Annotated in this window: 21 protein-coding genes; 3 read left to right on the top strand and 18 right to left on the bottom strand. The window is 68.7% G+C overall.

The window, feature by feature from the left end:
- Positions 1-9 precede the first annotated feature (9 nt).
- The 17 genes from OSB52_RS07225 to OSB52_RS07145 form a co-directional block, all read right to left on the bottom strand.
- Positions 10-765, bottom strand: a complete 756-nt coding sequence (locus OSB52_RS07225; protein ID WP_266060990.1) for a YggS family pyridoxal phosphate-dependent enzyme — start codon at positions 763-765, stop codon at positions 10-12.
- A complete protein-coding gene (gene pgeF, locus OSB52_RS07220) occupies positions 752-1,486 on the bottom strand; it encodes a peptidoglycan editing factor PgeF (protein ID WP_266060989.1) in 735 nt (244 codons plus the stop codon). Before pgeF ends, OSB52_RS07225 begins: the two co-directional genes overlap by 14 nt.
- A gap of 8 nt (positions 1,487-1,494) precedes the next feature.
- On the bottom strand, positions 1,495-2,667 hold the full coding sequence (ftsZ, locus tag OSB52_RS07215; RefSeq protein ID WP_235723210.1) for a cell division protein FtsZ: 1,173 nt from the start codon (positions 2,665-2,667) through the stop codon (positions 1,495-1,497).
- 190 nt (positions 2,668-2,857) lie between these two features.
- A complete protein-coding gene (locus OSB52_RS07210) occupies positions 2,858-3,574 on the bottom strand; it encodes a cell division protein FtsQ/DivIB (RefSeq protein ID WP_266060988.1) in 717 nt (238 codons plus the stop codon).
- Positions 3,571-5,157, bottom strand: coding sequence for a UDP-N-acetylmuramate--L-alanine ligase (murC, locus tag OSB52_RS07205; RefSeq protein ID WP_266060986.1), 1,587 nt, complete (start codon positions 5,155-5,157; stop codon positions 3,571-3,573). Before murC ends, OSB52_RS07210 begins: the two co-directional genes overlap by 4 nt.
- A gap of 64 nt (positions 5,158-5,221) precedes the next feature.
- Complete coding sequence (murG, locus tag OSB52_RS07200; protein ID WP_372512360.1) at positions 5,222-6,481, bottom strand: undecaprenyldiphospho-muramoylpentapeptide beta-N-acetylglucosaminyltransferase; 1,260 nt, start codon at positions 6,479-6,481, stop codon at positions 5,222-5,224.
- 67 nt (positions 6,482-6,548) lie between these two features.
- Positions 6,549-8,225 (bottom strand): putative lipid II flippase FtsW, encoded by a 1,677-nt coding sequence (gene ftsW / locus OSB52_RS07195; RefSeq protein WP_372512359.1) that lies wholly within the window; start codon positions 8,223-8,225, stop codon positions 6,549-6,551.
- Complete coding sequence (gene murD / locus OSB52_RS07190; protein WP_235723215.1) at positions 8,222-9,793, bottom strand: UDP-N-acetylmuramoyl-L-alanine--D-glutamate ligase; 1,572 nt, start codon at positions 9,791-9,793, stop codon at positions 8,222-8,224. The genes ftsW and murD overlap by 4 nt, the downstream gene beginning before the upstream one ends.
- Positions 9,786-10,880, bottom strand: a complete 1,095-nt coding sequence (mraY, locus tag OSB52_RS07185; protein WP_235723216.1) for a phospho-N-acetylmuramoyl-pentapeptide-transferase — start codon at positions 10,878-10,880, stop codon at positions 9,786-9,788. Before mraY ends, murD begins: the two co-directional genes overlap by 8 nt.
- Positions 10,881-11,048: 168 nt before the next feature.
- Positions 11,049-11,504: a UDP-N-acetylmuramoyl-tripeptide--D-alanyl-D-alanine ligase gene (locus tag OSB52_RS07180; RefSeq protein ID WP_266060982.1), complete on the bottom strand. Its 456-nt coding sequence runs from the start codon at positions 11,502-11,504 to the stop codon at positions 11,049-11,051.
- Entirely contained in the window at positions 11,504-13,138 is a 1,635-nt protein-coding gene (locus OSB52_RS07175; RefSeq protein WP_266060981.1) for a UDP-N-acetylmuramoyl-L-alanyl-D-glutamate--2,6-diaminopimelate ligase, read from the bottom strand. Before OSB52_RS07175 ends, OSB52_RS07180 begins: the two co-directional genes overlap by 1 nt.
- 150 nt (positions 13,139-13,288) lie before the next feature.
- Entirely contained in the window at positions 13,289-15,193 is a 1,905-nt protein-coding gene (locus tag OSB52_RS07170) for a peptidoglycan D,D-transpeptidase FtsI family protein (RefSeq protein ID WP_235723219.1), read from the bottom strand.
- A gap of 21 nt (positions 15,194-15,214) precedes the next feature.
- Complete coding sequence (gene ftsL, locus OSB52_RS07165) at positions 15,215-16,111, bottom strand: cell division protein FtsL (RefSeq protein WP_266060979.1); 897 nt, start codon at positions 16,109-16,111, stop codon at positions 15,215-15,217.
- Positions 16,108-17,055: a 16S rRNA (cytosine(1402)-N(4))-methyltransferase RsmH gene (gene rsmH, locus OSB52_RS07160; protein ID WP_266061141.1), complete on the bottom strand. Its 948-nt coding sequence runs from the start codon at positions 17,053-17,055 to the stop codon at positions 16,108-16,110. The genes ftsL and rsmH overlap by 4 nt, the downstream gene beginning before the upstream one ends.
- A 312-nt stretch (positions 17,056-17,367) precedes the next feature.
- Entirely contained in the window at positions 17,368-17,808 is a 441-nt protein-coding gene (mraZ, locus tag OSB52_RS07155) for a division/cell wall cluster transcriptional repressor MraZ (RefSeq protein WP_235723221.1), read from the bottom strand.
- Positions 17,809-18,319: 511 nt separating this feature from the next.
- Entirely contained in the window at positions 18,320-18,724 is a 405-nt protein-coding gene (locus OSB52_RS07150) for an SCO2097 family morphological protein (protein WP_235723222.1), read from the bottom strand.
- A gap of 162 nt (positions 18,725-18,886) precedes the next feature.
- A complete protein-coding gene (locus tag OSB52_RS07145) occupies positions 18,887-19,360 on the bottom strand; it encodes an SAV_6107 family HEPN domain-containing protein (protein WP_266060978.1) in 474 nt (157 codons plus the stop codon).
- 314 nt (positions 19,361-19,674) lie between these two features.
- Between OSB52_RS07145 and OSB52_RS07140 the strand changes: the two genes are divergently transcribed.
- From OSB52_RS07140 to OSB52_RS07130, 3 genes are all read left to right on the top strand, one after another.
- Positions 19,675-20,349, top strand: coding sequence for a GNAT family N-acetyltransferase (locus OSB52_RS07140; RefSeq protein ID WP_235723224.1), 675 nt, complete (start codon positions 19,675-19,677; stop codon positions 20,347-20,349).
- Positions 20,346-21,986: a phytoene desaturase family protein gene (locus tag OSB52_RS07135; protein ID WP_266060977.1), complete on the top strand. Its 1,641-nt coding sequence runs from the start codon at positions 20,346-20,348 to the stop codon at positions 21,984-21,986. The genes OSB52_RS07140 and OSB52_RS07135 overlap by 4 nt, the downstream gene beginning before the upstream one ends.
- 62 nt (positions 21,987-22,048) lie before the next feature.
- The gene (locus OSB52_RS07130; RefSeq protein WP_266060976.1) at positions 22,049-22,930 is read left to right on the top strand and encodes an LppM family (lipo)protein; all 882 of its coding nucleotides are present in this window, start codon (positions 22,049-22,051) and stop codon (positions 22,928-22,930) included.
- Between the two features lie 24 nt (positions 22,931-22,954).
- Here the strand turns inward: OSB52_RS07130 and metF are convergent, their stop codons facing one another.
- Positions 22,955-23,911, bottom strand: coding sequence for a methylenetetrahydrofolate reductase [NAD(P)H] (metF, locus tag OSB52_RS07125; RefSeq protein ID WP_266060975.1), 957 nt, complete (start codon positions 23,909-23,911; stop codon positions 22,955-22,957).
- Positions 23,912-23,999 lie beyond the last annotated feature (88 nt).

The raw sequence follows: 23,999 nt of genomic DNA, 5'->3' as shown, positions 1-23,999 counted from the left end.
CCAATGTGATTACTGAGAGACTAACGGCCGCGGTCCCATGATCGCGGTACCGACACGCACGCATGTCGATCCGTGCGCCACCGCTTCCTCGAGATCACCCGACATGCCGGCAGAGAGCTCCCGGGCGTCGGGATGGTCGGACACGAACGCGGCGTGGATCTCCTGCGCGCGGGCCATCCATCGCTGCGCTGCACCGTCCACCGGCGCGATCACCATCAGCCCCTGCAGGGTCAGTCCATGAGCGCCCCGGACGTGTTCGGCCAGCTCCGGCAGCTCCTCCACCGTGACCCCGCCGCGGTGCGGATCACCATCGAGACTGACCTGGAGCAGGATGCCGAGGTCCGCGCTGCGCGAACCGGTGTCGCAGGCCTCCTGGACCCCAGACGACAGGGCGTCGACGACCTTTGCGCGATCGACCGAGTGCACCGTTCGCGCCCACCGCGCAACGGATTTCGCTTTCTTCGACTGAACACTGCCGATCATGTCGAACTCGGCGGCCGCCACCGCGGCGTCGGTCGCGTCGGCCTGCCGGAGTTCGGCGATCTTGCGGCCCGCCTCGGGCTCGCGCGACTCGCCGAAGGTCCGCACCCCGAGGCCGATCAGGTGGCGGACATCTGCAGCCGGGAAGAACTTCGTGACCACCAGCAATTGCACGTCACCGGGACTGCGTCCGGCGGCCGCGACCGCGGCATCGAGTCGCTCGCGAGCGGCCGTGTACCCGCGCGCCAGCTCCGCTCGCCGCGCGTCTGACTCAGGTAGGGTCATCGCCGTCCCCGGGCGCGACCGGGTCGATCCAGATCACCGACGCCAACCGGCCCGTCGGGGCGCCCCGCCGGTGACTGAAGAGCTCGGGGTCCTCGATCGTGCAACGCGGATCGGCAGCCACTGCGGCAACTCCGGCCGCGAGCAACTGCCGTCGCAATCCGGCGCGCAAGTCCAGTCCACTGGTCCCCTTCTCGGTGACACATGCACTGCCCGGGAGATGCTCTTCGACATCTCGCTGCATATGGGCCGGCACCTCGTAGTGCCGTCCGCTGGCGGCCGGTCCGAGCAGTGCTCCCATCCGTTCGGGCCGAGCACCGAGTCGAATCATCTCGCGCAGCGTCGCGGGCACGATCCCCACTCGGGCGCCGACCCGTCCGGCATGGATTCCCGCGATCACGCCTGCCTCGTCATCGGAGAGCAGCACCGGGACGCAGTCGGCCGACAGCACCGCCAGCGCCAGCCCCGGCTCCGAGGTGACGAGCGCATCGGTGGCCGGGACCGGTTCGTCGACCGGCCCGGTGACGACCGTGACGTTGCGGCTGTGGATCTGCTCCATCCAGACGATCCGCCCCGGTGCCAGACCGATCTGCTCGGCCAGCCGAGCGCGATTGTTCGCGACTGACTTCGGATCATCCCCCACGTGGTCGCCCAGGTTGAACGAATCGTAGGGCGCCACCGAGACGCCGCCGGATCGACTGGTGACCACTCGGCGTACCCGCACAGCGCGGCTCAGCGCTTCATGAACGACGGCACGTCGACGTCGTCATCGTCGAGGGTGACGTTGTTGCGGCGCGGCCGCTCGGGCTGCTCCTCGGTGAACGGATCCCCCGACCCGGTCGGCATCTTGCCGAACAGCGGGTCGTTGTCCTTCGACGGGGACGCCACGGACCCGGCCTGACCGGACCCGACCGTCGACTTGCCTGCCGCTGCCGGGACGTCGGTGCGCTTGCGCGGTGCGCCGCCGTCGAATCCGGCCGCGATCACCGTGACGCGGACCTCGTCGCCGAGGTTGTCGTCGATGACCGTGCCGAAGATGATGTTGGCGTCCTCGTGGGCCGCCTCCTGCACCTGCGTGGCGGCGTTGTGGATCTCGAACAGTCCGAGGTCACTGCCACCGGCGATCGAGATGAGCACTCCGCGAGCACCTTCCATCGACGCCTCGAGCAGCGGCGAGTTGATGGCCGCCTCGGCGGCCTTCTTCGCCCGGTCCTCACCACGGGACGACCCGATACCCATCAACGCGCTGCCGGCGTCACTCATCACGCCCTTGACGTCGGCGAAGTCGACGTTGATCAGACCGGGGGTGGTGATCAGATCTGTGATGCCCTGAACACCGTTGAGCAGTACCTCGTCTGCGCTGCGGAACGCGTCCATCAGGCTGACCTGCGCGTCACCGAGCTGCAGCAGCCGATCGTTGGGGATCACGATCAGGGTGTCACAGGACTCCCGCAGGGCAGTGATGCCCGCTTCGGCCTGACCGCCACGACGCTTGCCCTCGAAGGAGAAGGGCCGGGTGACCACGCCCACGGTGAGGGCGCCGAGTTTGCGAGCGATGGACGCGACCACCGGCGCACCACCGGTACCGGTGCCACCGCCCTCCCCCGCGGTCACGAAGACCATGTCCGCGCCCTTGAGGAGTTCCTCGATCTCGTCGCGGGCGTCCTCGGCGGCACGGCGTCCGACCTCGGGATCGGCACCCGCGCCGAGACCGCGGGTCGAGTCACGTCCGACGTCGAGCTTGACGTCGGCGTCACTCATCAGCAGGGCCTGCGCGTCTGTGTTGATCGCAATGAACTCAACACCTTTCAGCCCCTGCTCGATCATTCGGTTGACGGCATTGACGCCGCCGCCGCCGATGCCGACGACCTTGATCACGGCCAGGTAGTTGTGCGGTGGCGTCATGTGCCCGCCTTCCTCGTTCGATCCGAAACCCTAAACCTGAACCATAGATTTAGAGTTATGTCAAGTAGTTGGATGTTGGGGATGACGCTAGGCATCCGATGGCCGGGCCGCCAGCAAGCGCGCGGCGTGTCGCGAACTTGACCGGCATTTTTTGCTCAACCGGGCGATTCGGATGCGCCGCGCCACGGAATCACTTGAACGCGGGAAACTCCGGACTCGAGACGTTGTACGTGGAAGCGGGGCGCGTGAGGATGGCGGTGAGGGTGCGGGCCTTCTCCGCGCCGCGTTCGCTGTCCCCCCACACGACGGTCTTGTCACCCTTCAACGTGAACTGGATGTCGACCGGCGACGACGCCGTGACCGCGACGAGTTGACCGGAGATGGATTCCGGGAGTTCATGGACCGCACGCAGCGTGGCCACCGTGGTGGGGTCGCTGGGACCCGGGTTGGGTGTGGAGAACTCGGGCAAAGCGTTCACCTCGGGTGGCACACCGGTCGTGCTGTCGTAGGTCAGGTAACCGACCCCGGACCGGTCGAGCACGTGGACCTTCTGCCCATCGGTCACCTTGACCACCGGCTGACGCTCCACCACGGTGATGGTCAACGACGACGGGTAGCTGCGCTGCACCCGCACCGACTCGATGGACGGGATCGCCGCGATCCGCTGCGCGACAGCCGCGGTGTCGACCTGCAGCAGCGGAGTCCCGTCGGCCACGTCGGCAGCACCCACGATCTGATCTGCCGGCACCGCCTGGTTGTCTCGGACATCCGTCGAGCGGACGGCCATCAGCGGGGTGTAGTAGGCGATGAGCCCGAGCCCCACCACCACCACGATGACCGCCAAGGTGCCCAGCAGCAATCGTGGGCGAGGAAGAGTACGCCCGGTGCGTGCCCTGGGGGTGGTCACGGTGGGGATCCCGCGGCGTCAGCAGGTGCCGGTCCGCTCACGGTCGGCGGCATCTGTGCCTCGGCGCCGGGAGCGCGGCGCAGTTCGGCAAGGATCTCGGGCCCCTGCATGGTGATGTCGCCGGCGCCGAGTGTCAGCACGACGTCGCCAGGTTTGACCCGATCGACGACGAGCTGCGCCAACGTCGAGAGATCCGGCACGAAGAACGCCGGTCGGTGCACCCGATCGACGATCGTCGCGCCGCTCACACCGGGGATCGGTTCTTCCCGGGCCCCGTACACATCGGCGATCACCACCTCGTCGGCGAGGTCGAGAGCCGCCGCGAACTCGTCGGCGAACTCACTTGTGCGGGAGTAGAGATGGGGCTGAAAGACCGCGATCACCCGGCCACCGTCGTCGCCACCCGGCGCTTCGACCGCCTCGGCGGCTCTGGTCTCGACGGCCTGCCGTGCCGCGGTGAGCACGGCCCGTATCTCCGTCGGGTGATGCGCGTAGTCGTCGTACACCTCGACGCCGCCGGCGCGGCCACGCAACTCGAAGCGCCGATGCACCCCACTGAACGCCGCCACCCCGTCGATGACCGACGACAGCGCACTGCCGGTCACCCGACAGGCGACGGCGGCACCGATGCAGTTGAGCGCCATGTGCTTACCGGGCACCGTCAACTGCATATCGCGTTCGGCGGTGGGCTCTGCCACCGGCGCACCGAACCGCACCCGGGCCAGTCCGCCGGCACCGCGCGGCGACCAGGACACCAGCTCGGCGACATTCGACACCGACGGCGCGAGTGCGGCGTGACGACCCTCGCCATAGCCGAGGACGGCGACGCCGCGTTCGGCAAGCCCATCGGCACATCGTCCCGCGAAGGCCGCTGCGCCCTCGTCGTCAAGGCACACCACCAGCGACCCACCCGGTCGAATCCGCTCGGCGAAGGCATCGAAAACCTGCACATAGGCTTCCCGGGTCCCGAAGAAGTCGAGATGATCCGCCTCGATGTTGGTGACCACCGCAACATCGGGTTCGTACTCGAGCAGGGATCCGTCACTCTCGTCGGCCTCCGCGACGAAGATCGGGCCGCTGCCGTGGTGGGCGTTGGTGCCTGACTCGTTCAGCTCGCCGCCCACCGCGAACGACGGGTCCTGACCGCAATGCTGCAGGGCCACCACGGCGATCGAGGTGGTCGAGGTCTTGCCGTGGGTGCCCGCGATCAACACCGTGCGGTAACCGGCCATCAGCTGCGCGAGGACGTGCGGACGCAGCAGGATGGGGATGCCGCGTGAGCGCGCCGCGACCAGCTCCGGATTCGTCTTCGGGATCGCGGCGTGGGTGGTGACCACGGCGGTGGGCCCGCCGGGCAGCTGATCAAGCGCCGACGGATCGTGGCCGACCTGGATCCGGGCGCCCCGGGTGCGCAGGGCGAGGATGCCGCGGCTGTTCTTCGCGTCCGATCCCGACACCCGACCGCCGCGGGCCAGCAGGATTCGGGCGAGCCCACTCATCCCGGCGCCGCCGATCCCGACCATGTGCACTCGCCGCAGCATCTCCGGCAGGTCGCCGACGGGGGCGATCGGTCCGCTGCTCATCGTCTCACCTCCGCAGCCGAGCGCCGGCGAGCGCCGCCGGTCACGTCCAGTCCTCTGCTCATTGTCACCGTTCGTCCGGTGATGCGGGCGAACGAAACGCGGTTCGCAGACGCGCCCGGTACGTACCCGAGCGACGGCGGGCGGCGAGCTCGAGCGCTGCGGTCGCGACGGCGTCGGCTGCATCGCGGTGGCCGGTACGGCCGGCCGCGGTCGACATCGCCGACAGCCGATCGGTGTCGGCGAGCATGGCCGGCACCTCGCGGGCAACCCAGTCCGACGTCAGGTCGACATCGTCGACCAATACCCCACCGCCGCCGTCGACGACGGGCAGGGCGTTGAGTCGCTGTTCCCCGTTCCCGTGGGGCAAGGGGACGTAGATCGCGGGCAGGCCGGTCGCCGATATCTCCGCGACGGTCATCGCGCCGGACCGGCACATCACCAGATCGGCGGCGGCGTAGGCGAGGTCCATCCGTTTGAGGTAGCCCACCCCGCGATAGGGCGGCGCCCCCGGCGGCGAGACCGGAGAGATCGAGTTCTTCGGCCCGTAGGCGTGCAGGACACCGATACCGGCGTCACCCAACGCCCCGGCCGCGCCGGCGACCGCGTCGTTGAGTCGCTGGGCGCCTTGTGAGCCGCCGAAGACGAGCAGCGTCGGCGCATCGGCGTCGAGACCGAAATAGTGACGAGCCTTGGCGCGCAGCCCGGGACGGTCGAGTTCGGTGATGACCCCGCGTACCGGGATGCCCACGACCTCGGCCTCGAGACCGGAGCCGGCCACCGCGGCCATCACCCGATCGGCGAACCGGGCGCCGACCTTGTTCGCGATCCCGGCACTCGCATTGGCCTCGTGGATGATGATGGGCAGCCGGCTGCGGCCCCGCACCCGCATGCGGGCCGCGAGGTACGCGGGCAGCGACACGTAGCCGCCGAACCCGATCACCACGTCGGCGCCGACCGCGGCCAGCACCGATCGGGTCGCCGAGACCGCACCGACCAGCCGCGCAGGCGTCTTGGCCAGTTCCATCCCGGGCTTGCGCGGCAATGGCACCGGCGGAATGAGTTCGAGTTGGTAGCCCCGTTCGGGGACCAGCGTCGTCTCCAGACCACGGGTGGTGCCCAGCGCCGTCACCTGAGCCGTGGGGTCCAGCCGGGTCACCGCGTCCGCCACGGCGAGAGCCGGTTCGATGTGTCCGGCGGTCCCGCCTCCGGCCACCACCACCGACAGTGGTCGATCCGACCGCGACCGGCCTCGCTCAGCACTCACCGCTGCCCCACTCCATTCACGTTCACGTCGTCGTTCGCCGGTGCCCCCGCGGTTGCGCATGTCCCCGCGGTCCGGCCCCACGGTCGGTGCCGCGGCACGTCGACCGACAGCGGGGTCTCGACCGGTGTCAGCGCCGGGCGCCGGGGCCGCGTCGCGCCGATGCCCACGGGCCGGCCGATCCCGACCGGCTGCCCCACGCGTTAGCCGCGCCGGCACCGTCGGCTCCCCGACGGTTCGGCCCACCGCGCGTGCGTGGGCCGGCCGATGCGCGATCACCGCTGCCGCGGCTGCCGGAATACCCCGTACGGTAGTCGACCCGGACGGCGGAGGTGCGCGGTGCCCGGCTGCGTCCCGCCTGACGCCGATCGGCCGGGGCGCCGGGCTCGGGCGCACCGCCGGGCCGCAACCGCGACCAGACCGTCGCACCCGCAGTCACCGACGGCGTTCGACGGGCCCGCTCGGGCCGCTGCCGGTCGAGCCGGTCGCGCAGTGCGTCGGCACGACTGGGCCGGTATGGCACCGGAGCGGGCACCCGCAGCCATCTCCCGAACCTGCCACGTTCGCCGCCGGCGAGCGCCGCCACCGCCTCGGGTTCGTGTCGCGCGGCGTTGGCCAGCAGGCCCAGCATCGCGAGCACGGTCAACGTCGATGTACCGCCGGCCGAGAGCAGAGGCAGCTGAATACCGGTCACCGGCAACAACCCGATGACGTAGCCGATGTTGATGAACGCCTGCGCGGTGATCAGCACGGTGACGGTGGCCGTCATCAGACGTAGGAACGGGTCCACCGATCGCGCCGCGATCCGGAAGCCGATGAAGGCCAGGATCGCGAACAGGAGCACCACCAGCAATCCGCCGACCAGTCCGAGTTCCTCACCGATGATCGCGAAGATGAAGTCGTTGTGGGCATTGGGCAGATAGTTCCATTTGGCACGGCTCTGGCCGAGTCCGACGCCGAAGACACCACCGTTGGCCAGGGCGAACGTCGCCTGCCGGGCTTGATAGCCTGCGCCCTGCGGGTCGTCGATACTGCCGAGAAAGCTCATCACTCGCTGCGACCGGTAGCCCTCGACCAACGCCAGCACCACCGCCAGCGCGGCGCCGACGGCGGCAAAGGAGAGAAACACCTTCACCGGCAGGCCGGCGAACCACAGCAACGCACCGACGATGATCGCGATGGTGATGGTGGTGGACAGATTCGGTTCCAGGATGATCAACACACAGATCAGCAATGACACCGGCAGCAGCGGGATGAGCAGTTCCTTCAGCGATGCGTTCTCCCGGCGCCGCGACGCGAGCAGGTGGGCACCCCAGACACAGAGCGCCACCTTCACCAGCTCCGAGGGCTGCACCGACAAACCGCCCACGACGAACCAGCGCCGGGCGCCCTGGCTCAGCGTACCGATACCCGGGACGAGCACGAGCGCAAGCAGGACCGTGGTGATCACGATCAGCGGTGCGGCCACTCGACGCAGCAGCCGCACCGGTAGCCGCACCATCACGTAGAAGCCGAACAGACCCAGCAGCGCGAAGATGACCTGTGTCGCGAACAGCCCGTAGGCCGATCCCTGCTTCGAATAGCCCTCCACCGAGGAGGCCGAGAGCACCATCACCAGACCGAACGCGGTCAACAGGAACGCGATGGTCAGGATCAGGTGGTACGACGCCAACGGTCGCGAGAGCAGATTGCGGATGGCCTCGACCACGGCGGCAGGCCACGAGCCCTCGAACGTCGACCGGGAATCGGATCGTTTCGTCGACTCGGATCGACCGGCCGACGACGCCTGCTCGGTCGGCGAGCTCACTGCGACGACCCGCCCGCCCGTCGGGCGTCCGGCAACGCCCGGGCCGCGTCGGCGAAGGCGTCGCCGCGGGCACCGTATCCGGCGAACATGTCCAGCGATGCGGCTGCCGGCGCCAGCAGGACCGCGTCCGGGCGATCGACGGCACGTGTCGCGAGGTGGGTGGCCACCTCGACCGCGCGGGTCATCACCGCGCCCGCGGGCTCGACCGACCCTCCGAAGGGTCGGGAATCCGCCGTGATGATCGCCGGGAAATCCGCGGTGCGGTCGCTCACCGGGGTCGCAGAAGCGTGCTGAACGGTCACCCGCCCATCGTCCCCTGTGAACACTGTGACTGCTGGGACTTCTGGGGCGTGTCGCGCGATCGCCTCGACGATCAAGTCTCGGTCCCGGCCGATGGCCACGACACCGGCCAGTCGGTCCCGGGTGTCGCGGATCATGTCGTCGACGGCCGCACCCTTGAGCAGCCCACCGGCCACCAGCACCACCCGGCGATGGCCGAGGATCGCGGCGTGGGCGGCGTGCGGATTGGTCGCCTTGGAGTCGTCGACGTAGTCCAGACCCGCCGCCGTCGCCACGATCTCCCCGCGGTGGGCGGCCGGACGGAATTGCCGCAGGCCCGAGGCCACCTGGTCTGGCGTCAGACCCGCGGCCAGCGCCAACGATGCGGCGGCCAACGCGTCGGCCACCCCGGACGGCCCCGGCGGGTGGATCGCCGACGCCTCGATGAGGTCTCGCGACGAGTCATCGGGCCCGAATGCGCGGTCGACGAGGATGCCGTCGCGCACACCGAGTTCACCATGGCGCCCGGGTGGGCCGAGAGTGAAGCCAACTCGGCGGCCGACGACCGGCAGCCCCGACGCGATCGGATCATCGAGACCCACCACCCCCACGGCTCCGTGCAATGCGTTGGCCTTCGCGTGCGCGTAGGCGTCGAAGGACCCGTGCCAGTCGAGATGGTCCTCCGCCACGTTGAGCACCACGCCCGCCTCCGGCGCCACCGAGGGTGCCCAGTGCAACTGGAAGGACGACAGTTCGACGCAGAGGATGTCGACCCGCGGACGCCGGTTCATGGCGTCGAGGACGGGTAGGCCGATGTTTCCGCAGGCCGCGGCGGCGCGACCGGCACCGGTGACGATGTCGGCGAGCATCGAGGTGGTCGTGGTCTTCCCGTTCGTGCCGGTCACCACCAGCCAGGTGCGTGGCGGACCGAGCAGACCTGCCCGGTCGATCCGCCACGCCAGTTCCACCTCACCCCACACCGGCAACCCGGAGCCGTGTAGCCGGGCGATCAGCGGGTGCGTCGGCGCGAAACCCGGTGACACGATCACCAGTTCGAACGCATCAAGCCCACCGTCGGCATCGGCCAATGCGTCGATCGCGATCTGGTTTACGCCGGCGGCGGTGAGCTCGTCGTCGATCTGGTCGGCGAACCGGGCGTCGACCACGGTCACCTCCGCGCCCATGGCGATGAGGTGATGTGCCGCGGACCGGCCGGCGGTCCCGGCACCCGCCACCAACACGCCGGTCCCGGCGATGGCGGCGACGTCGATGTCGGCGCGCTCAGCCACTGACGGCCAGGAACTCGCTGTAGAACAGGGACAGGCCGAGCGCACACGCGATGGCGGTGAGCAGCCAGAACCGGATGATCACCGTCGTCTCCGCCCAACCGCCGAGTTCGAAATGGTGATGGAACGGGGCCATCCGGAACACACGGCGACCGGTGGTCCGGAAGAACGCGATCTGGATGACCACCGACACGATCTCGGCCACGAACAGCGCGCCGATCACCACGGCGAGCAGTTCGGTGCGCGTCGTGATCGACAACCCGGCCAGCATGCCGCCCAGGGCCAGCGATCCTGTGTCGCCCATGAAGATCTTGGCCGGCGCCGCATTCCACCACAGGAAGCCGAGGCAGGCCCCGCCACCGGCCACCGCGATCAGCGCGAGGTCGAGCGGATCGCGGACCACATAGCAGCCCGGCGTGATCTCCTGTGTCGTCTTCGGTCCCCCCGTGCATGCGTTGCGGTACTGCCAGAACGTCACGAGCACATAGGAACCCAGCACCATCGCCATCGAACCGGCCGCCAGGCCGTCGAGACCGTCGGTGAAGTTGACCGCGTTCGACCAGGCGGCGACGACCAGCCAGCAGAACACCACGAAGACCGCCGACCACATCGAGATCGCATCGATGTCGCGGACGTAGGACAGGTTCGTGCTGGCCGGGGTGTAGCCCGCGTCATTGCGGAACTGCAGCACGAGCACTCCGAACAGAATCGCTGCGGCGAACTGCCCGATGGATTTGGCGGTCTTGTTGAGCCCCAGATTGCGGTGCTTGCGGATCTTGATGATGTCGTCGAGGAAGCCGACTCCGCCCAGGGCGGTCGCGAGCCCGAGGACCAGCAGGCCGGAAGCAGTGACGCCCGTGCCGCCGGTGAAGAGGCCCACGAGGTGAGAACCGAAGTAACCCGCCCACAGGCCGACCAGGATCGCCACGCCACCCATCGACGGGGTGCCACGCTTGGTCTGATGGCTCTGTGGGCCCTCGACGCGGATCTCCTGGCCGAAGCCCTGTCGGGTGAATAGCCGGATCAAGACCGGCGTCAGCAGGATCGACACCGCCAACGCGATCCCGCCCGCGATCAGGATCTGGGTCACCGGCGCATCCCAGTCTGCCCGGGCGCCATGAGTCCCCCAGTCAACCTGCCTGCTTCCCGTCTGACCGCAGTCGTCTGCTCGAGGAGTCGGTCCCCTGTCACGCTCGTCACTGCCTCTCGTCCGTCGTCATCTGTCCCCGCCGCACGGTCCCCCACACGACTTGCCGGCTCATACCCGGCCCTCCTGCCAGATCCCGGCGAGCGCCGTGACGGCCGGGTCGGCGCCTGCCACGAGGATCACGTCATCGGGCCCGGGCCGCCACCCGGAGTCGTCGGCGAGCACCGCACCGGCCTCGTCGGCAGTCGCGACCATACGCACCTCGTCTCCCCAGGAGCCTTCCATCACCGCGCCCTGATGCAGCGCCCGCACCGCGCGCGATTCTCCCACGCACAAGGTCTTGTCGACTGCCAGACGGACAGCCTGGCGACCGATGCGGTCGTGCTCGATCACACGCTCGTTCTCCGACGTCTCGCCGCTGACCGTGAGTTCGCCGAGGACGGCCCACGTACGGACCCCGTCGGCGGACGTGCGGGCAGTGGCCGCGGCCTGCACCAGGTCACGCAACATCACGCGCACGTCCTCGACTCCGCCTCGGGCCGGCGCCACCAACACCGTGGGCGCCATCACGAGTCCTCGGCGCCGGTGGACGCTCGTATGGAGTCGAGTGCCTCGGCGGCCACCACGCGATCGTCGAACGGATGCTTCACCCCGTTGATCTCCTGTCCGGTCTCGTGTCCTTTACCGGCGATCAACACCGTGTCCCCCGGCTGCGCCCACTGCGTCGCCGCGCGGATGGCCGCAGCGCGATCACCGATCTCCCGGACCTCGGCGCCACCGGTCTCGTCGACCGACCGGGCTCCGTCGAGCATCTCCGATCGGATGGCGGCCGGGTCCTCGGTGCGCGGGTTGTCGTCGGTGATGATCGCGAGGTCGGCTGCGCGCGCCGCGATCTCGCCCATCATCGGCCGTTTCCCGGTGTCGCGGTCGCCTCCGGCGCCGACCACCACCGCGACCCTGCCACGGGTCTGCTGCCGCAGCGTCGCGATCACCGCCTCGAGGGCGGCGGGTTTGTGCGCGTAGTCGACGACGACGAGGAAATCCTGTCCCCGATCCACCCGTTCGAGGCGGCCGGGCACCGACACCTCGGCGATTGCCTGTGCCGCGGTCGTGGTGGGCACCCCCGCACCGACCGCGATCGCGACGGCCATCGTCGCGTTGGCGACGTTGTATCGGCCGGGCAACGGCACGGTCAGCTCATGGTGCGCGCCACCCGCCACGGCGATCTGTGCATGCTGGCGACCGTCGGCATCGATCGTCGAGGGCCCGGCATGCCACTGAGCCGGCACGGGACCGGTGGAGACGGTGACCGGCGCTCCCGGACGGTCCACGGTCCGCGGGTCGCCGCGCGCGACCTCGACCATGCGCCGGCCCCAGTCGTCGTCCACGCAGATGACCGACCGCACCGCCGCGGTCGGCGAACCGGGGGCAAACAGTTGGGCCTTCGCGTCGAAGTACGCGCGCATCGTCCCGTGGAAGTCGAGATGATCCTGCGACAGGTTGGTGAAAGCGCCGACCGCGAAATGCGCGCCATCCACCCGACCGAGCGCGAGCGCATGGCTGGACACCTCCATCACCACGGCGTCCACCCCGCGCTCGAGCATCGTCGCCAGCAAGGCCTGCAGAGTCGGTGCCTCCGGCGTGGTGAGGGTGCTCGGTTGCGCCACACCGTCGATCCGGGTCTGCACGGTGCCGATGAGCCCGACCGAGTGACCCGCCGCCAGCAGCGCGGCCTCCACCATGTAGGCGGTCGTGGTCTTGCCCGAGGTGCCCGTGATACCGATCAGCTTGAGGCGGCGTGACGGATGGCCGTAGATGCGCGCGCTGAGCTGACCGAGAACGGCGCGCGGATTCGGGTGGACGAGCACCGCGCACGCGACGTCGGGACCCAGCACCCCCGCCAACTCCGCGCGGCCCGCAGGGTCTGTCACTATCGCCGTCGCGCCGGCGGCAACGGCCTGATCGGCGAACCGGGCGCCGTGCGTCCGGTCGCCCGGCAACGCCGCGAACAGATCACCGGGGTGGACGTCCTGGCCACGCAAGGTGACCCCGGTGACCGCCACGTCTGTGGGTACCGTGCCGACGAGGTCCACGCGGGCCCCGGTGGACGCCGACAACACCGACACCGGGGTCGGGGACACGGTGGTCGGCCGAAGCATCTCCGCAGCGACCTTCGAACGCTTACGGCGAGTCGACGCCATCTCCTTGCTCCCGCCTCCTCGCTGATCTTCTCGTCACTACCCGGGTCGGGCACGCCGGAACTCACTCACGATACCGTCAGCCACACCGACCCCGTGTACCGGAGAGGCCGATCTGGACATGCGTGCGGCGGCCTGGACACCCGTGAGCCGTCAGTCCGCCTGCAGGGTCAGCCGCGCCTGCGGCTTGGCCGACAGCGGCACCCGGTCACGCTGCATCAACCAGGAGGCGAGGGTCCCGAACATCGGCGCGGCCGACTGGCCGCCGGAACCGTCCGAGCTGCGTTTGGGATTGTCGAGCATGATCCCGATCACGTAGCGCGGATCGTCGGCCGGCGCGATCCCGGCGAAGGTGATGTTGTAGCGCGAGTTCGAATAGCAGCCGCAGTCGGGGTCGACCTGCTGCGCGGTGCCGGTCTTGCCGGACATCTGATACCCCGCAACCGCACCCGTGTAGCCGGTCCCCTGCTGGACACCCATCGGATCCTTCTGGAGCACCGCTCGGAACATGTCCCGCACAGTGCCGGCCGTCTGCGGACTCACCACCCGCACTCCCGCCGGCCGGGTCATGTCGTCGACCGGTTGCCCGTCACGCTGCTCGGACAACAGGATTCGCGGCGGTATGCGTAAACCGTCGTTCGCGATCGCCTGATACATCCCGGTCATCTGCAGCAGAGTCATCGACAGACCCTGCCCGATCGGGAGGTTGGCGAAAGAGCCGCCGGACCATTGGCTCAGCGCCGGAACCTCACCAGCGCTCTCGGCCGGCAGGCCGACGCCGGTGCGTTGCCCCAGACCGAATCGGTTGACCATGTCGGCGAAGCGCTTCTCGCCGACCTTGCGGGCCAGCATGAGCGTGCCGACATTCGACGATTTACCGAAGATCCCGGTCGTGGTGTAGGGCTCCACCCCGTGCGCCCAGGCGTCGTTGACGGTCACCCCGGCCATGTGGATGTTGCCCGGAACCCGATGCACCTCGGTGGGCGTGGTGACGCCGTACTCGATTGCCGCGGCGGCGGTGATGATCTTGTTCACCGAGCCCGGTTCGAACGGCGAGGTGACCGCGCGGTTGCCCAGATCGGCGTCCTGCTGGTCCTCGAGCGGTTGCGCCGCGTTGAAGGTGCTGTCGTTGGCCATCGCGATCACCTCGCCGGTGTGTGCGTCGAGCACCACCGCCGAGGCGTTCTGGGCGCCGGAGGCCGCCTTGGCGGCGTTGACCTGACTCTGCACGAACCATTGCACGTCCGAATCGATGGTCAGGCGCACCGCAGCGCCATTGATGGCGGGATGGACGTTGCGGGTGCTGCCCGGGATGACCGCGCCGTCCGAACCGCGATCGTAGGTCTTGGAACCGTCGGTGCCGGCCAGGGTGGAGTCCAGTGACGCCTCGAGTCCGATCAGTCCGTTGCCGTCGTAGTTGACGTCGCCGATGATGTTGGCTCCCAACGACCCGCCGGGGTACAGCCGGATCGCCTGGGGATCGGCGCCGACTTCGGGGAACTCCGAGGTGATGGCGCCGGCCACCTCGGGGCTGACCGAGCGGGCGAGGTAGACGAACGTGTCATCGCTCTTGAGTTTGTCGAGCAGATCCTGCTCGGCGATCGATCCCCCGAGCGCTGAAGACACCCCGCGGGCAATCTCGGCGAGTCGTTCGTCCACGTCGGGTAGCGCGTCGTCCTTCTCGTGTGCCTCCGCGATCGACTTGCGTACCGCCTGTGGCAAGAACGTCAACGCCCGCGCCTCGTCGGTGTAGGCCAGAGGCCGGCCGTTGCGGTCGAGGATCGCCCCGCGTTTCGCGGTGAGCACCTGGGTGTACTCGCGCTGCAGCGCGGCTTCCGCCGAGATCGACGACGCCTCGATCGTGTGCACGACGATCATCCGGACAGCGACCGCGAGCACCGCCACGATCACGATGATCCCGGCGATCCGGCTGCGGCCGAGGAAGGAATCGGGACGGTTGGGTCTCCGGCCTGCCGAGCCCGAACCCCGACCGCGTGATCCACCTCGTCCACTCCCGGACCCACCCGCGTCGAGGCGCTGGAAGACGGCACGTGTCATGGTTGCCAATTGTCCGCTCGCTTACCGCGATTCCGCCGAATTTGCGCTCGGCGCGTTGCCGGCGGTGGGCAACACATTCGGGGCCGGTGCTACCACGCCGGCGCTCGGCGACGTGTCGGCCTCGCTATCGGCGCGCGATGTCGACGTGCCCCCGGATTCGGTGTCATCCGGTGAACTCGATTGTGACTGTTCGGAATTCAGCTGATCTCCGGCCGATTGGCTGCCATTCGACTCGGCCTGTTCGGCGGAGCCGACAGCGGTGCCGGGCAAACCCTGGGAGTCGTCGACCTTCTCGGGGTCGATACTGGCAACCGGGTCCGGCTCGGTCGGCGGATTGATCGATCGCAACACCTTGCCCTGCGCGGGTTCCGGATCGCCGACCACACGCGGTTTGCCCGGGCCGTTCACGATCATCCGGGCCGGGTTGTTCGCGGGAATCAAGCCGAGACGAGAAGCCTTGTCGGACAGTTCCGGCGCCGAATCACTGGATTCATAAGTCCGCTTGAGGGAATCCCGCTTGTCCAGCAGAGCCTGGTTCTGCTGTCGCTCCTCACCGAGGCGGTAGGAGTCGGCGGCCGCCTTCGTCGACAACCAGAGACTGAGCCCGAGCCCGACGACGAGCAAGGCGATGATCGGGACGACGAATGGGACCGATGCGATCCGGTGACGCAGACCCGAGGAGGGGGCGCGGCCGGAGAGTCTGGCAGCGGAGCGCTCGGCCACCCGGGCGGTGCGGGCCTCCCTTTCACGTCGTTTCGCGCGCCGGTCGATGGCTCGTTGCGCCGCAGCCGATCTGGTGGCACGCGAGGTGCGTTCGCCGGTCCGTCGTCGGGCCCGACCCGCACGCGGGGCATCGCCTGCTTCTCCGGCGGCGTCGGCGGTGGGCGTGGCGACGTCGGTGTCGTGCAGCACAGTCATCGGAGATCCTTTTCCTCGACCCGTTCGATCACCCGCACCCGGACCGGAGCCGATCGCGGGTTGCGGTCCTGCTCCGCCTCGTCGGCACGTTCCGCACCGCGGGTGACCAGCCGGAAGTCCGGCGCCGAACCCGGCAGTTCCACCGGGAGGCCTTTCGGCGATGTGGATGTGGTGCGGGACACGAACTCTCGTTTGACGATCTTGTCCTCGAGTGACTGGTAGCTCATCACCGCGACCCGGCCGCCGACGCGGAGCAGCGACAGCGCAGCAGGCAAGGCGCGCTCAAGCGCGTCGAGCTCGTGATTGACCTCGATACGCAGCGCCTGGAAGGTCCGCTTGGCCGGATGCCCGCCGGTCCGCCTGGTGGCTGCCGGAATGGTGTCGTAGAGCAACTGGACCAGCCGCGCACTGGTGTCGAACGGTCGGCGCTCACGTTCACGCACGACGGCCGACGCGATACGCCCGGCAAACCGTTCCTCCCCGTACTGCGACAGGATGCGCGCCAGGTCTCCGTGTGAGTACGTGTTGAGAATCTCCGCAGCGGTGAGCGTCTCGGTTGCGGTCATTCGCATATCCAGGGGCGCGTCGACCGCGTAGGCGAACCCGCGATCGGACTGATCGAGCTGCATCGACGAGACACCCAGATCGAACAACGCGGCGTCGATCCGATCGATGTCGAGGTCGGCGACCACGTCACCGATCTGGTCGAAGCGCGCCTGGCGGAGGACCAATCGGTCCGAGTGGCGCGCAAGCCGGTCCTCGGCGATGGCCAAGGCGGCACGATCACGGTCGATGCCGATCACGCGGACCCGGGGGTGCGCATCCAACAGGAGTTCGGTGTGGCCTCCCGCACCGAGCGTCGCATCGACCACCACCGGATCGATGTCACGCCGCGACCCGGTCAGCGCCGGCATGAGGAGTTCGATCATCCGGTCGGCCATCACCGGGAGGTGTCCGTGATCACCCGATCGGTGCCGCGGCGAGGAACCGCGGGATCGCCCGCCGGGCTCTCCCGGTTCCTCGTGACGTTCGTTCACCGACCCTCTCCTCGGACTGTGCGGTTCGGGAAGCTCTCGACGAGAGAGTCGACCCCTGTGACGTTGGCGTCGGCACCAGCTGTGCCGGCGTGTCCGATGGGGCGGGGTCTCGACCCGATCACGCACCTGGCGTTGGGGAAGTACGCCAGGGTCGCGCCGGGCCGAGGCCTCGACCCACCCGATCCGCTGTTCAAATGTCTGTCTGCTGGTGGACGCCGCTCAGAGCAAGGCATCCAGCGCAGCAGATCCCGCGGCGGAGAAGTCCTCCTCGTGTGCACTCTGGTAATCACGCCAAGCCTGTGCATCCCAGATCTCGAGGTGGTCGAAACCACCGATCACCACGCATTCCTTCGACAGGCCCGCGTATGTCCGGTGTTCGGCCGACAGGGTGATCCGGCCCTGCCCATCGGGGCGCTGCTCATCGGTACTCGCGAAGAAGTACCGCTGAAAGGCCCGCGCTTCGGGGTTGTTCCGCGAAGCCGCCATGGTCTGCTCGGCGATCGCATCGAACTCTTCGGCTCGATACACCGACAGGCTGCGGTCCTGGCCTCGTGTGACCATCACGCCTCCTGCCAACGCGTCGCGGAACTTGGCGGGCAACGTCAGTCGCCCCTTGTCGTCCAACTTGGGCGTGTAGGTGCCGACAAATCGCACGGACATGTCGCCACCTCCTGCCCCACCGGGTTCGACGTCCGGTCCGCCTCACCCAGTGATGCCACAGTACCCCACTTTCCACCACTTTCCACCCCAAACACCCCACGGTTGCCCCACACGATCGTAAAAGACCAGTTCAAACCCGTGATGTTTGGTGGCAGGAAGTTCGAACGCTCGGCGTGTATAGGTCGACAACGCCGTTACTGCTGATACTCACGACATCTCAAGATGCTGGTGAAGCGACTTTCGACGGCCGGTGGGGGAAGGTGGGGAATCGGGTGGGGGAAGGTGGGGAATCGGGTAGGGAATGGTGGCGACGACGACGGAATCCGACGGAGGACTCCATGGGGCCGCGCGGGACGACACGGGTCGCCGGTCGGTTCCGGTCACGCGGGTCGGTTCCGGTCACCACCGACGCCGACGCCGGCAACAAAGGCCGAGCACGACGAAGGCCGCACACCGTTACGGTGTGCGGCCTCTGCGCAAGTGTGACCGATCAGTCGGTCTCGGGAGTGGTCTACTCCTGTTCGAAACGACGGTTGAAGCGGTCCTCCATGCGCTCGGAGAACTTCCGCTTGGCCCCGCCGGCCTTCGGCTGCTTGGCGGCGGACCCACCCGCCGACTGATTGCCCGTGGAGCCGCGGCCGTCACCACCCCACAACGCCATCAGGCCCGCGCCGAACATCACGAGGAAGCCGATCAGGCTGATGATGGGGAACCCACCGACACGGACCTCGACGACGAGACCGCCGACGAGGAGTACCAGGCCGATGACGAAGATCGCCACCGCCTGCAGACGACGCCGACCACTGGACCTTCCGAGACGACGACGCTTGACGCTCGACGCGAACTTCGGGTCTTCGGCATACAGAGCGCTTTCGATCTGTTCGAGCATGCGCTGCTCGTGCTCCGAAAGAGGCACCGACCCTCCTTTATCCCAACTCCACCGACCCCGATCACAGACCCTGGAGGTCCGCGGTCGTCATCGACGCACCAAGAGCCGCTTGTACGGCTTCAATCCTCATGATACGAGCAGAATCATCCGCCGACCACCATTACCCGTGGTTGCGTCGAATCCCACGCCTCAGGCCGTCCGATCCGGACTGGTCTCCCGCTCGGACAACTTGCCCTGTTCGTGCGCGATGAGCAAGTCCTCGACATCATCGAGGAGCGCGAGCACCTGCCGACGAGTGAGCCGGAGGGTCGTCTCACCCACCGTACGGACGAGTCCGGACTCGATGTCGAGGCGGATGCCCGAATGGTGGGCGAAGTACTCGGCGTGGTCCGCGAGCTTGGGCACCACGATGGGCAGGCGGTTCCAGGCGCTGCGCGAATGCCGACGCCGAGTGGGCCGAATCGACGGCTCGTGGATCTCGAGCACGGCCCCCGCGGCTCGCAACGCGGTCAAGTAGTACTGACGGAAACGTTCTGCGGAGTCCTCGACCCCGTCGGCGTTGTCGAAAAGGATCAGCGCGCGATCGAACAGGTCGCGGCTGCGTCGGACCACGATCGGGTCGATGTCCGGCGTCGCATGGCGCGATGTGGGCGAATTCGGCATCTTCACCTCCCCTACTGATCACCGGTGATCGTGCTTGTAGAGACGATCACGGCACTGCCTGCTATCGCTGTCACCCGCACGCTTCTCGTGCCGGTGCCGTGTTCAACTGCTTTGTACAACGCCGGTCCGACAGCAAACGCTTCCCTCGTTCGCACATCGGACCGGCGCCGCAGCGTCGTCGGGGCCGGAGAACAGCTTGCGGAGGCTGGTTCATCGAACACCCGTTCGACATATTCAATATAGCTAGCGGGTGTGACAGCTTCAAGCGGTCGACGACCCGGATACCGAGAGTTCGACGAGAGGACAGATCTTCGTTGACGATCCGCCTCGTTGAGCTGACCGGGCAGGACGCCCACGCCTGGCTCGAGCCCGCATTGACCATCTACGTGACCGCGATGAACTATCCGCGCGGCACCGAGGTCCACCGTGCCGGGCTGTGGCGCGAGCACATCGGTCGCCCTGGGTGGCGTGCGGTGGGGGCGGTGGCGACCGTGCCGTCGGCCCAGCTCGACTCCCCGCTGATGGCCACGCGGCGGCTGGCACGGCCGGTGGCGGTCGCCGACAACGAGATCCTGGTCGGCATCGCCTACGGCTATCGCGGCGCTCGCGACCAATGGTGGAACCAGCAGTTGCGGATCGGGCTGCGGCAGTCCGGGCGCAGCGACACCGACATCGACGCGATCACCGAGGACTACTTCGAGCTCACCGAGTTGCACGTCCACCCCAGCGTCCAGGGGCAGGGGCTGGGTCAATGGCTGCTGGATCGCCTGTTGGCCGGCCGTTCCGAGAGCAAGGTCCTGCTGTCGACACCGGAGATCCCCGCCGAGGACAACCGGGCGTGGGCGCTCTACCGTCGCCTCGGCTTCACCGATGTGTTGCGGCACTTCACCTTCACCGGCGACCCGCGGCCGTTCGCATTCCTAGGTCGCGCGCTGCCCCTGCACCCCGACAACCCGACCGACCACCGCCGATCGGCATGGCCACGATGACAGGGCGCGTTGTCGGGGTGCAGGGGCTGCGCGCGGCGCCACGCACCCATCCGGTACGCGACGCCGTGGTCATCGGAGCGGGCCACAACGGGCTGATCGCGGCCGCATATCTGGCCCAGGCGGGCCGTTCGGTCCTGGTTCTCGAACGCGACACGGTCGCCGGTGGAGCGGTGTCGACCGTCGAACGCTTTCCGGGCTACCGCGTCGACCGGGGGTCGTCGGCGCACCTGATGATCCGTCACTCCCCGATCCTCGACGAGCTGGACCTGGCCACCCACGGACTGCGCTACGTGGACTGCGACCCGTGGGCCTTCGCCCCCGGCACCGCCACCACGGCGCCGATCATCTTCCACCGGGACCTCGAGGCCACCTGTGCGTCCATCGCGGCCGCTGTGGGCGTCGCGGACGCCGAGGCCTACCGACAGTTCGTGTCCGTGTGGCGCCCCCGCGCCCGCGCGGTCATGCGGTCGTTCTACGCGCCCGCCGCTCCCGGCCGATTCGCGACGGCGTTCACCGGCCTCACCGGTACCGCCGAGACCGCGCGTTCGGGCCCGATCGCGAGCAGGACCGGCGCTATGCTGTCGCTCACCCAGGAACTGATGGCTTCCGGTGATGCGCTGTTGGACCGGTGGTTCGTCGCCGAACCGCTCAAGGCCGCCCTCGCCTGGTTCGGCGCCCAGTCCGGACCACCGATGAACGCGCCCGGGACGGCCCCGATGATCGGTTTCGCCGCTCTCCAACACGATGTTCCCCCCGGCCGGGCGCTGGGTGGCAGCGGCGCGCTCACCGAGGCCCTGTTGCGTCGGATCGCCGACGACGGCGGCGAGGTGGCCACCGACTCGCCTGCGGTCGCGATATCCCGCTGCGGCGACCACTGGCGGGTCGGCACCGCCGATCGGGGTCACTGCGCCACGACCGTCATCTCCGCCTGCCACGTGCTCACCACATTGGATCTGTTGGCCGCGGGTGGATACGACCCGACGATCATCAACCGCTGGCGTTCGCAGATCGCGGTCGGCGACGGCATCGGGATGGCCGTCCGATTCGGCACCGACGCCCTGCCCGTCTACCCCGACCTGCCCTCGGACCTACCGACGCACGGGGTGCATTCCGCCCTGGGCCTGCTCGTGACCGATCGCGCACAATTGCGGCGCGCCCATACGGCCGCGAGCGTCGGCGAACTCCCCGATCGGCCCGCCGTGGTCGCGATGGGCTATTCGGCCATCGACCCGACGCTGGCGCCACCCGGCGAACACCTGCTCAACGTGTGGGCCCAATGGCATCCCCGTCGCCTCGCCGACGGCACCGACTGGCGATCTGCCGCCCCGGCCGCCGCAGCCGCGGTGACCGCCGAACTCGATCGATATGCCCCGGGTTTCAGCGATCACATCCGCCACACCCACATCCAGACACCGGAGGATCTCGAAACCGAACTCGGCCTGGTCGGGGGCAACATCATGCACGTGGAGATGAGTATCGACCAGATGTTCTTCTGGCGACCGCATCCCGATCTGTCGACGCACCGGGTGCCCGGCGCCGACGGCATCCTGCTCGCCGGCGCCTCGACCCATCCCGGGGGCGGGGTGACCGGGGCGAGCGGACGCATCTCGGCACACCTCGCCCTGCGTCGACGCTGATCGCGACCCGGCAGGGCGATGCCGGGAGCGTCGGCCACGTCGGCGCGGCGTCGTCTGGCACGATGATCACCGTGCGCCCGACATCCCGCTGGTCCGCGATCCTGCTGCTGCTGTCCTTGGTGGCCGCGACGCCGCTGCTCGCCGGGTGTCTCGAACGTTCGACAACCGTAGGTGACCGATTCTCCGGAACCGTGGTGGTGGCGACCTCGCCGGACAATCCCCGCGGAGCCCCTCAGCTCGACGTTCCCGAGTCCATGGCATCGCGGGTCACCCTGACCGACTACTCCACGGTGCCCGAGTCGGAATCGGCGGCACCGGACGGCGAGGGCTCGGCGGACGAGGGCGCAGCGGATGAGGGCGCCGAGGACGAGATCCCCTACGTCGGCACGCGTGCGGTGTTCACCGACCTCACCAGCGGCCAGTTCGGTCAGCTCGGTGACATCGTCGCGGCCGCGTACGGCGACTCGGCCATGAGCATGGACCTCACCGCCAAGCGCAGCGACGATGTAGTCCGATTCCGCGGCAACGCCGATCTCAGTGACCTGACCGCGGGTCGCGATCTGGTGGACCTGACCGTCGTCTTCGGCGGCCCGGTGACCGCGACCAACGGCGAACAGATCGGTGAGCGCACCGTCCATTGGACACCCGAAGCCGGCAAGCCCGCCGATTTCAGCGCCGACGCCACCTACCCGGATCCGGCAACTGCCGCCGTGAGCAGCTGGTCGTGGTTCATCGCGCTGCTCTGTCTGGTCGTCGTCGGCCTGGTGGTGCGGCTGGCCTTCGCCAACCGTGACCGCAGCCCGCGGCCCGGACGTCCGCGCCGCACTCCCCGTCGCGACCGCGAGCGCAGGCCGAGCAGCGCCTCGTCATCGACGGAGGCCCGACCGACGGAAGCCCCGCCGACGGCCACCGACGCCTCAACGGGTTCGGGGCCCCGCAGCTGAGCGCACGGGTCGTCCGCGCAACACTCAGTGCGACGCGGCGGGCAGGGCCGAGCTGGTGTCCACGCCCAGCCGTTCGAGGACCTCGCTGGTCGCCTTGGCGAAGTTGAGGCTGCAGAAATGCAGGCACGGGACGCCCTCGGCCACCAGCCGCTGCGCCATCTCGGTCGCGAAATCGATACCTACCGCGCGGACCGCCTCCCGGTTCTCCTCTGCGCCGTCGCCGGCTGCGGCAGCGAACCTCTCCTGGACGTCGGCCGGGATCACCGAGCCGGAGAGTTCGGCCATCCGTCGCACACTGGCCAACGAGGTGATCGGCATGATGCCCGGGATCAGCGGCTTGGCACCCTGTTCCGGGTCGGCGCGATTGACCCGGTCACGCAACCGCAGGAAGTCCTCCACATCGAAGAACATCTGGGTGATCGAGTATTCGGCGCCGGCACGGAGCTTGTTCACCAGGGTCCTGGTGTCGTGGTCGAGATCGGGTGCGCGGTGGTGCCCTTCCGGGAAGGAGGCGACCCCCACATGGAAATCCCCGAGATCGGCGATCAACCGCACCAACTCTTCGGCATACTCCACGCCGGCTGGATGGCGGACCCATTCGCCGAGCGGATCCCCGGGCGGATCGCCGCGCAGCGCCAAGATGTTCGTGATGCCGTTGTCCGCATACGAGCCGACCAGAGCGCGCAACTCGTCGACACTGTGGTTGACCGCGGTCAGATGAGCCACCGGCAGCAGGGTGGTCTCGGTCGCGAGTTCGCCCGCGATCCGCGCCGTGCGGTCACGGGTGGATCCGCCGGCGCCGTAGGTCATCGAGACGAACGCGGGTCCGAGGCGCTCGAACGCCCGGACCGCCCGCCACAACCGCGCCTCCGCCTCGGCATCACGCGGCGGGAAGAACTCCACCGAGAACGGAACCGGTCCGCGGTGCGGAGCCGACAGCCGGTCGACGATCGACGGGGCGGAGTGGGCGGTTGAAGTCACCTGAACAGTGTACGGACCGGCCGCGCGGCGTCGGTATCCGCGGGCGCTGGGACGGTCCACCCATGTCCTCGTGGTCACCGAGGCCTAC

The sequence above is a fragment of the Gordonia aquimaris genome, assembly GCF_026262595.1.
In the GTDB taxonomy this organism is placed as follows: domain Bacteria; phylum Actinomycetota; class Actinomycetes; order Mycobacteriales; family Mycobacteriaceae; genus Gordonia; species Gordonia tangerina.
This window is presented reverse-complemented; position numbering and strand designations above follow the sequence as displayed.

Bases quoted from the DNA above. Each gene is read 5' to 3' on its own strand.
- ftsZ (WP_235723210.1), bottom strand. From the start codon at position 2,667: ATGACGCCACCGCACAACTACCTGGCCGTGATCAAGGTCGTCGGCATC.
- OSB52_RS07225 (WP_266060990.1), bottom strand. From the start codon at position 765: ATGACCCTACCTGAGTCAGACGCGCGGCGAGCGGAGCTGGCGCGCGGG.
- OSB52_RS07135 (WP_266060977.1), top strand. From the start codon at position 20,346: ATGACAGGGCGCGTTGTCGGGGTGCAGGGGCTGCGCGCGGCGCCACGC.
- murC (WP_266060986.1), bottom strand. From the start codon at position 5,157: ATGAGCAGCGGACCGATCGCCCCCGTCGGCGACCTGCCGGAGATGCTG.
- OSB52_RS07170 (WP_235723219.1), bottom strand. From the start codon at position 15,193: ATGACACGTGCCGTCTTCCAGCGCCTCGACGCGGGTGGGTCCGGGAGT.
- OSB52_RS07145 (WP_266060978.1), bottom strand. From the start codon at position 19,360: ATGCCGAATTCGCCCACATCGCGCCATGCGACGCCGGACATCGACCCG.
- OSB52_RS07175 (WP_266060981.1), bottom strand. From the start codon at position 13,138: ATGGCGTCGACTCGCCGTAAGCGTTCGAAGGTCGCTGCGGAGATGCTT.
- OSB52_RS07180 (WP_266060982.1), bottom strand. From the start codon at position 11,504: ATGGCGCCCACGGTGTTGGTGGCGCCGGCCCGAGGCGGAGTCGAGGAC.
- OSB52_RS07130 (WP_266060976.1), top strand. From the start codon at position 22,049: ATGATCACCGTGCGCCCGACATCCCGCTGGTCCGCGATCCTGCTGCTG.
- murG (WP_372512360.1), bottom strand. From the start codon at position 6,481: ATGCGCAACCGCGGGGGCACCGGCGAACGACGACGTGAACGTGAATGG.
- ftsL (WP_266060979.1), bottom strand. From the start codon at position 16,111: ATGACTGTGCTGCACGACACCGACGTCGCCACGCCCACCGCCGACGCC.
- mraZ (WP_235723221.1), bottom strand. From the start codon at position 17,808: ATGTCCGTGCGATTTGTCGGCACCTACACGCCCAAGTTGGACGACAAG.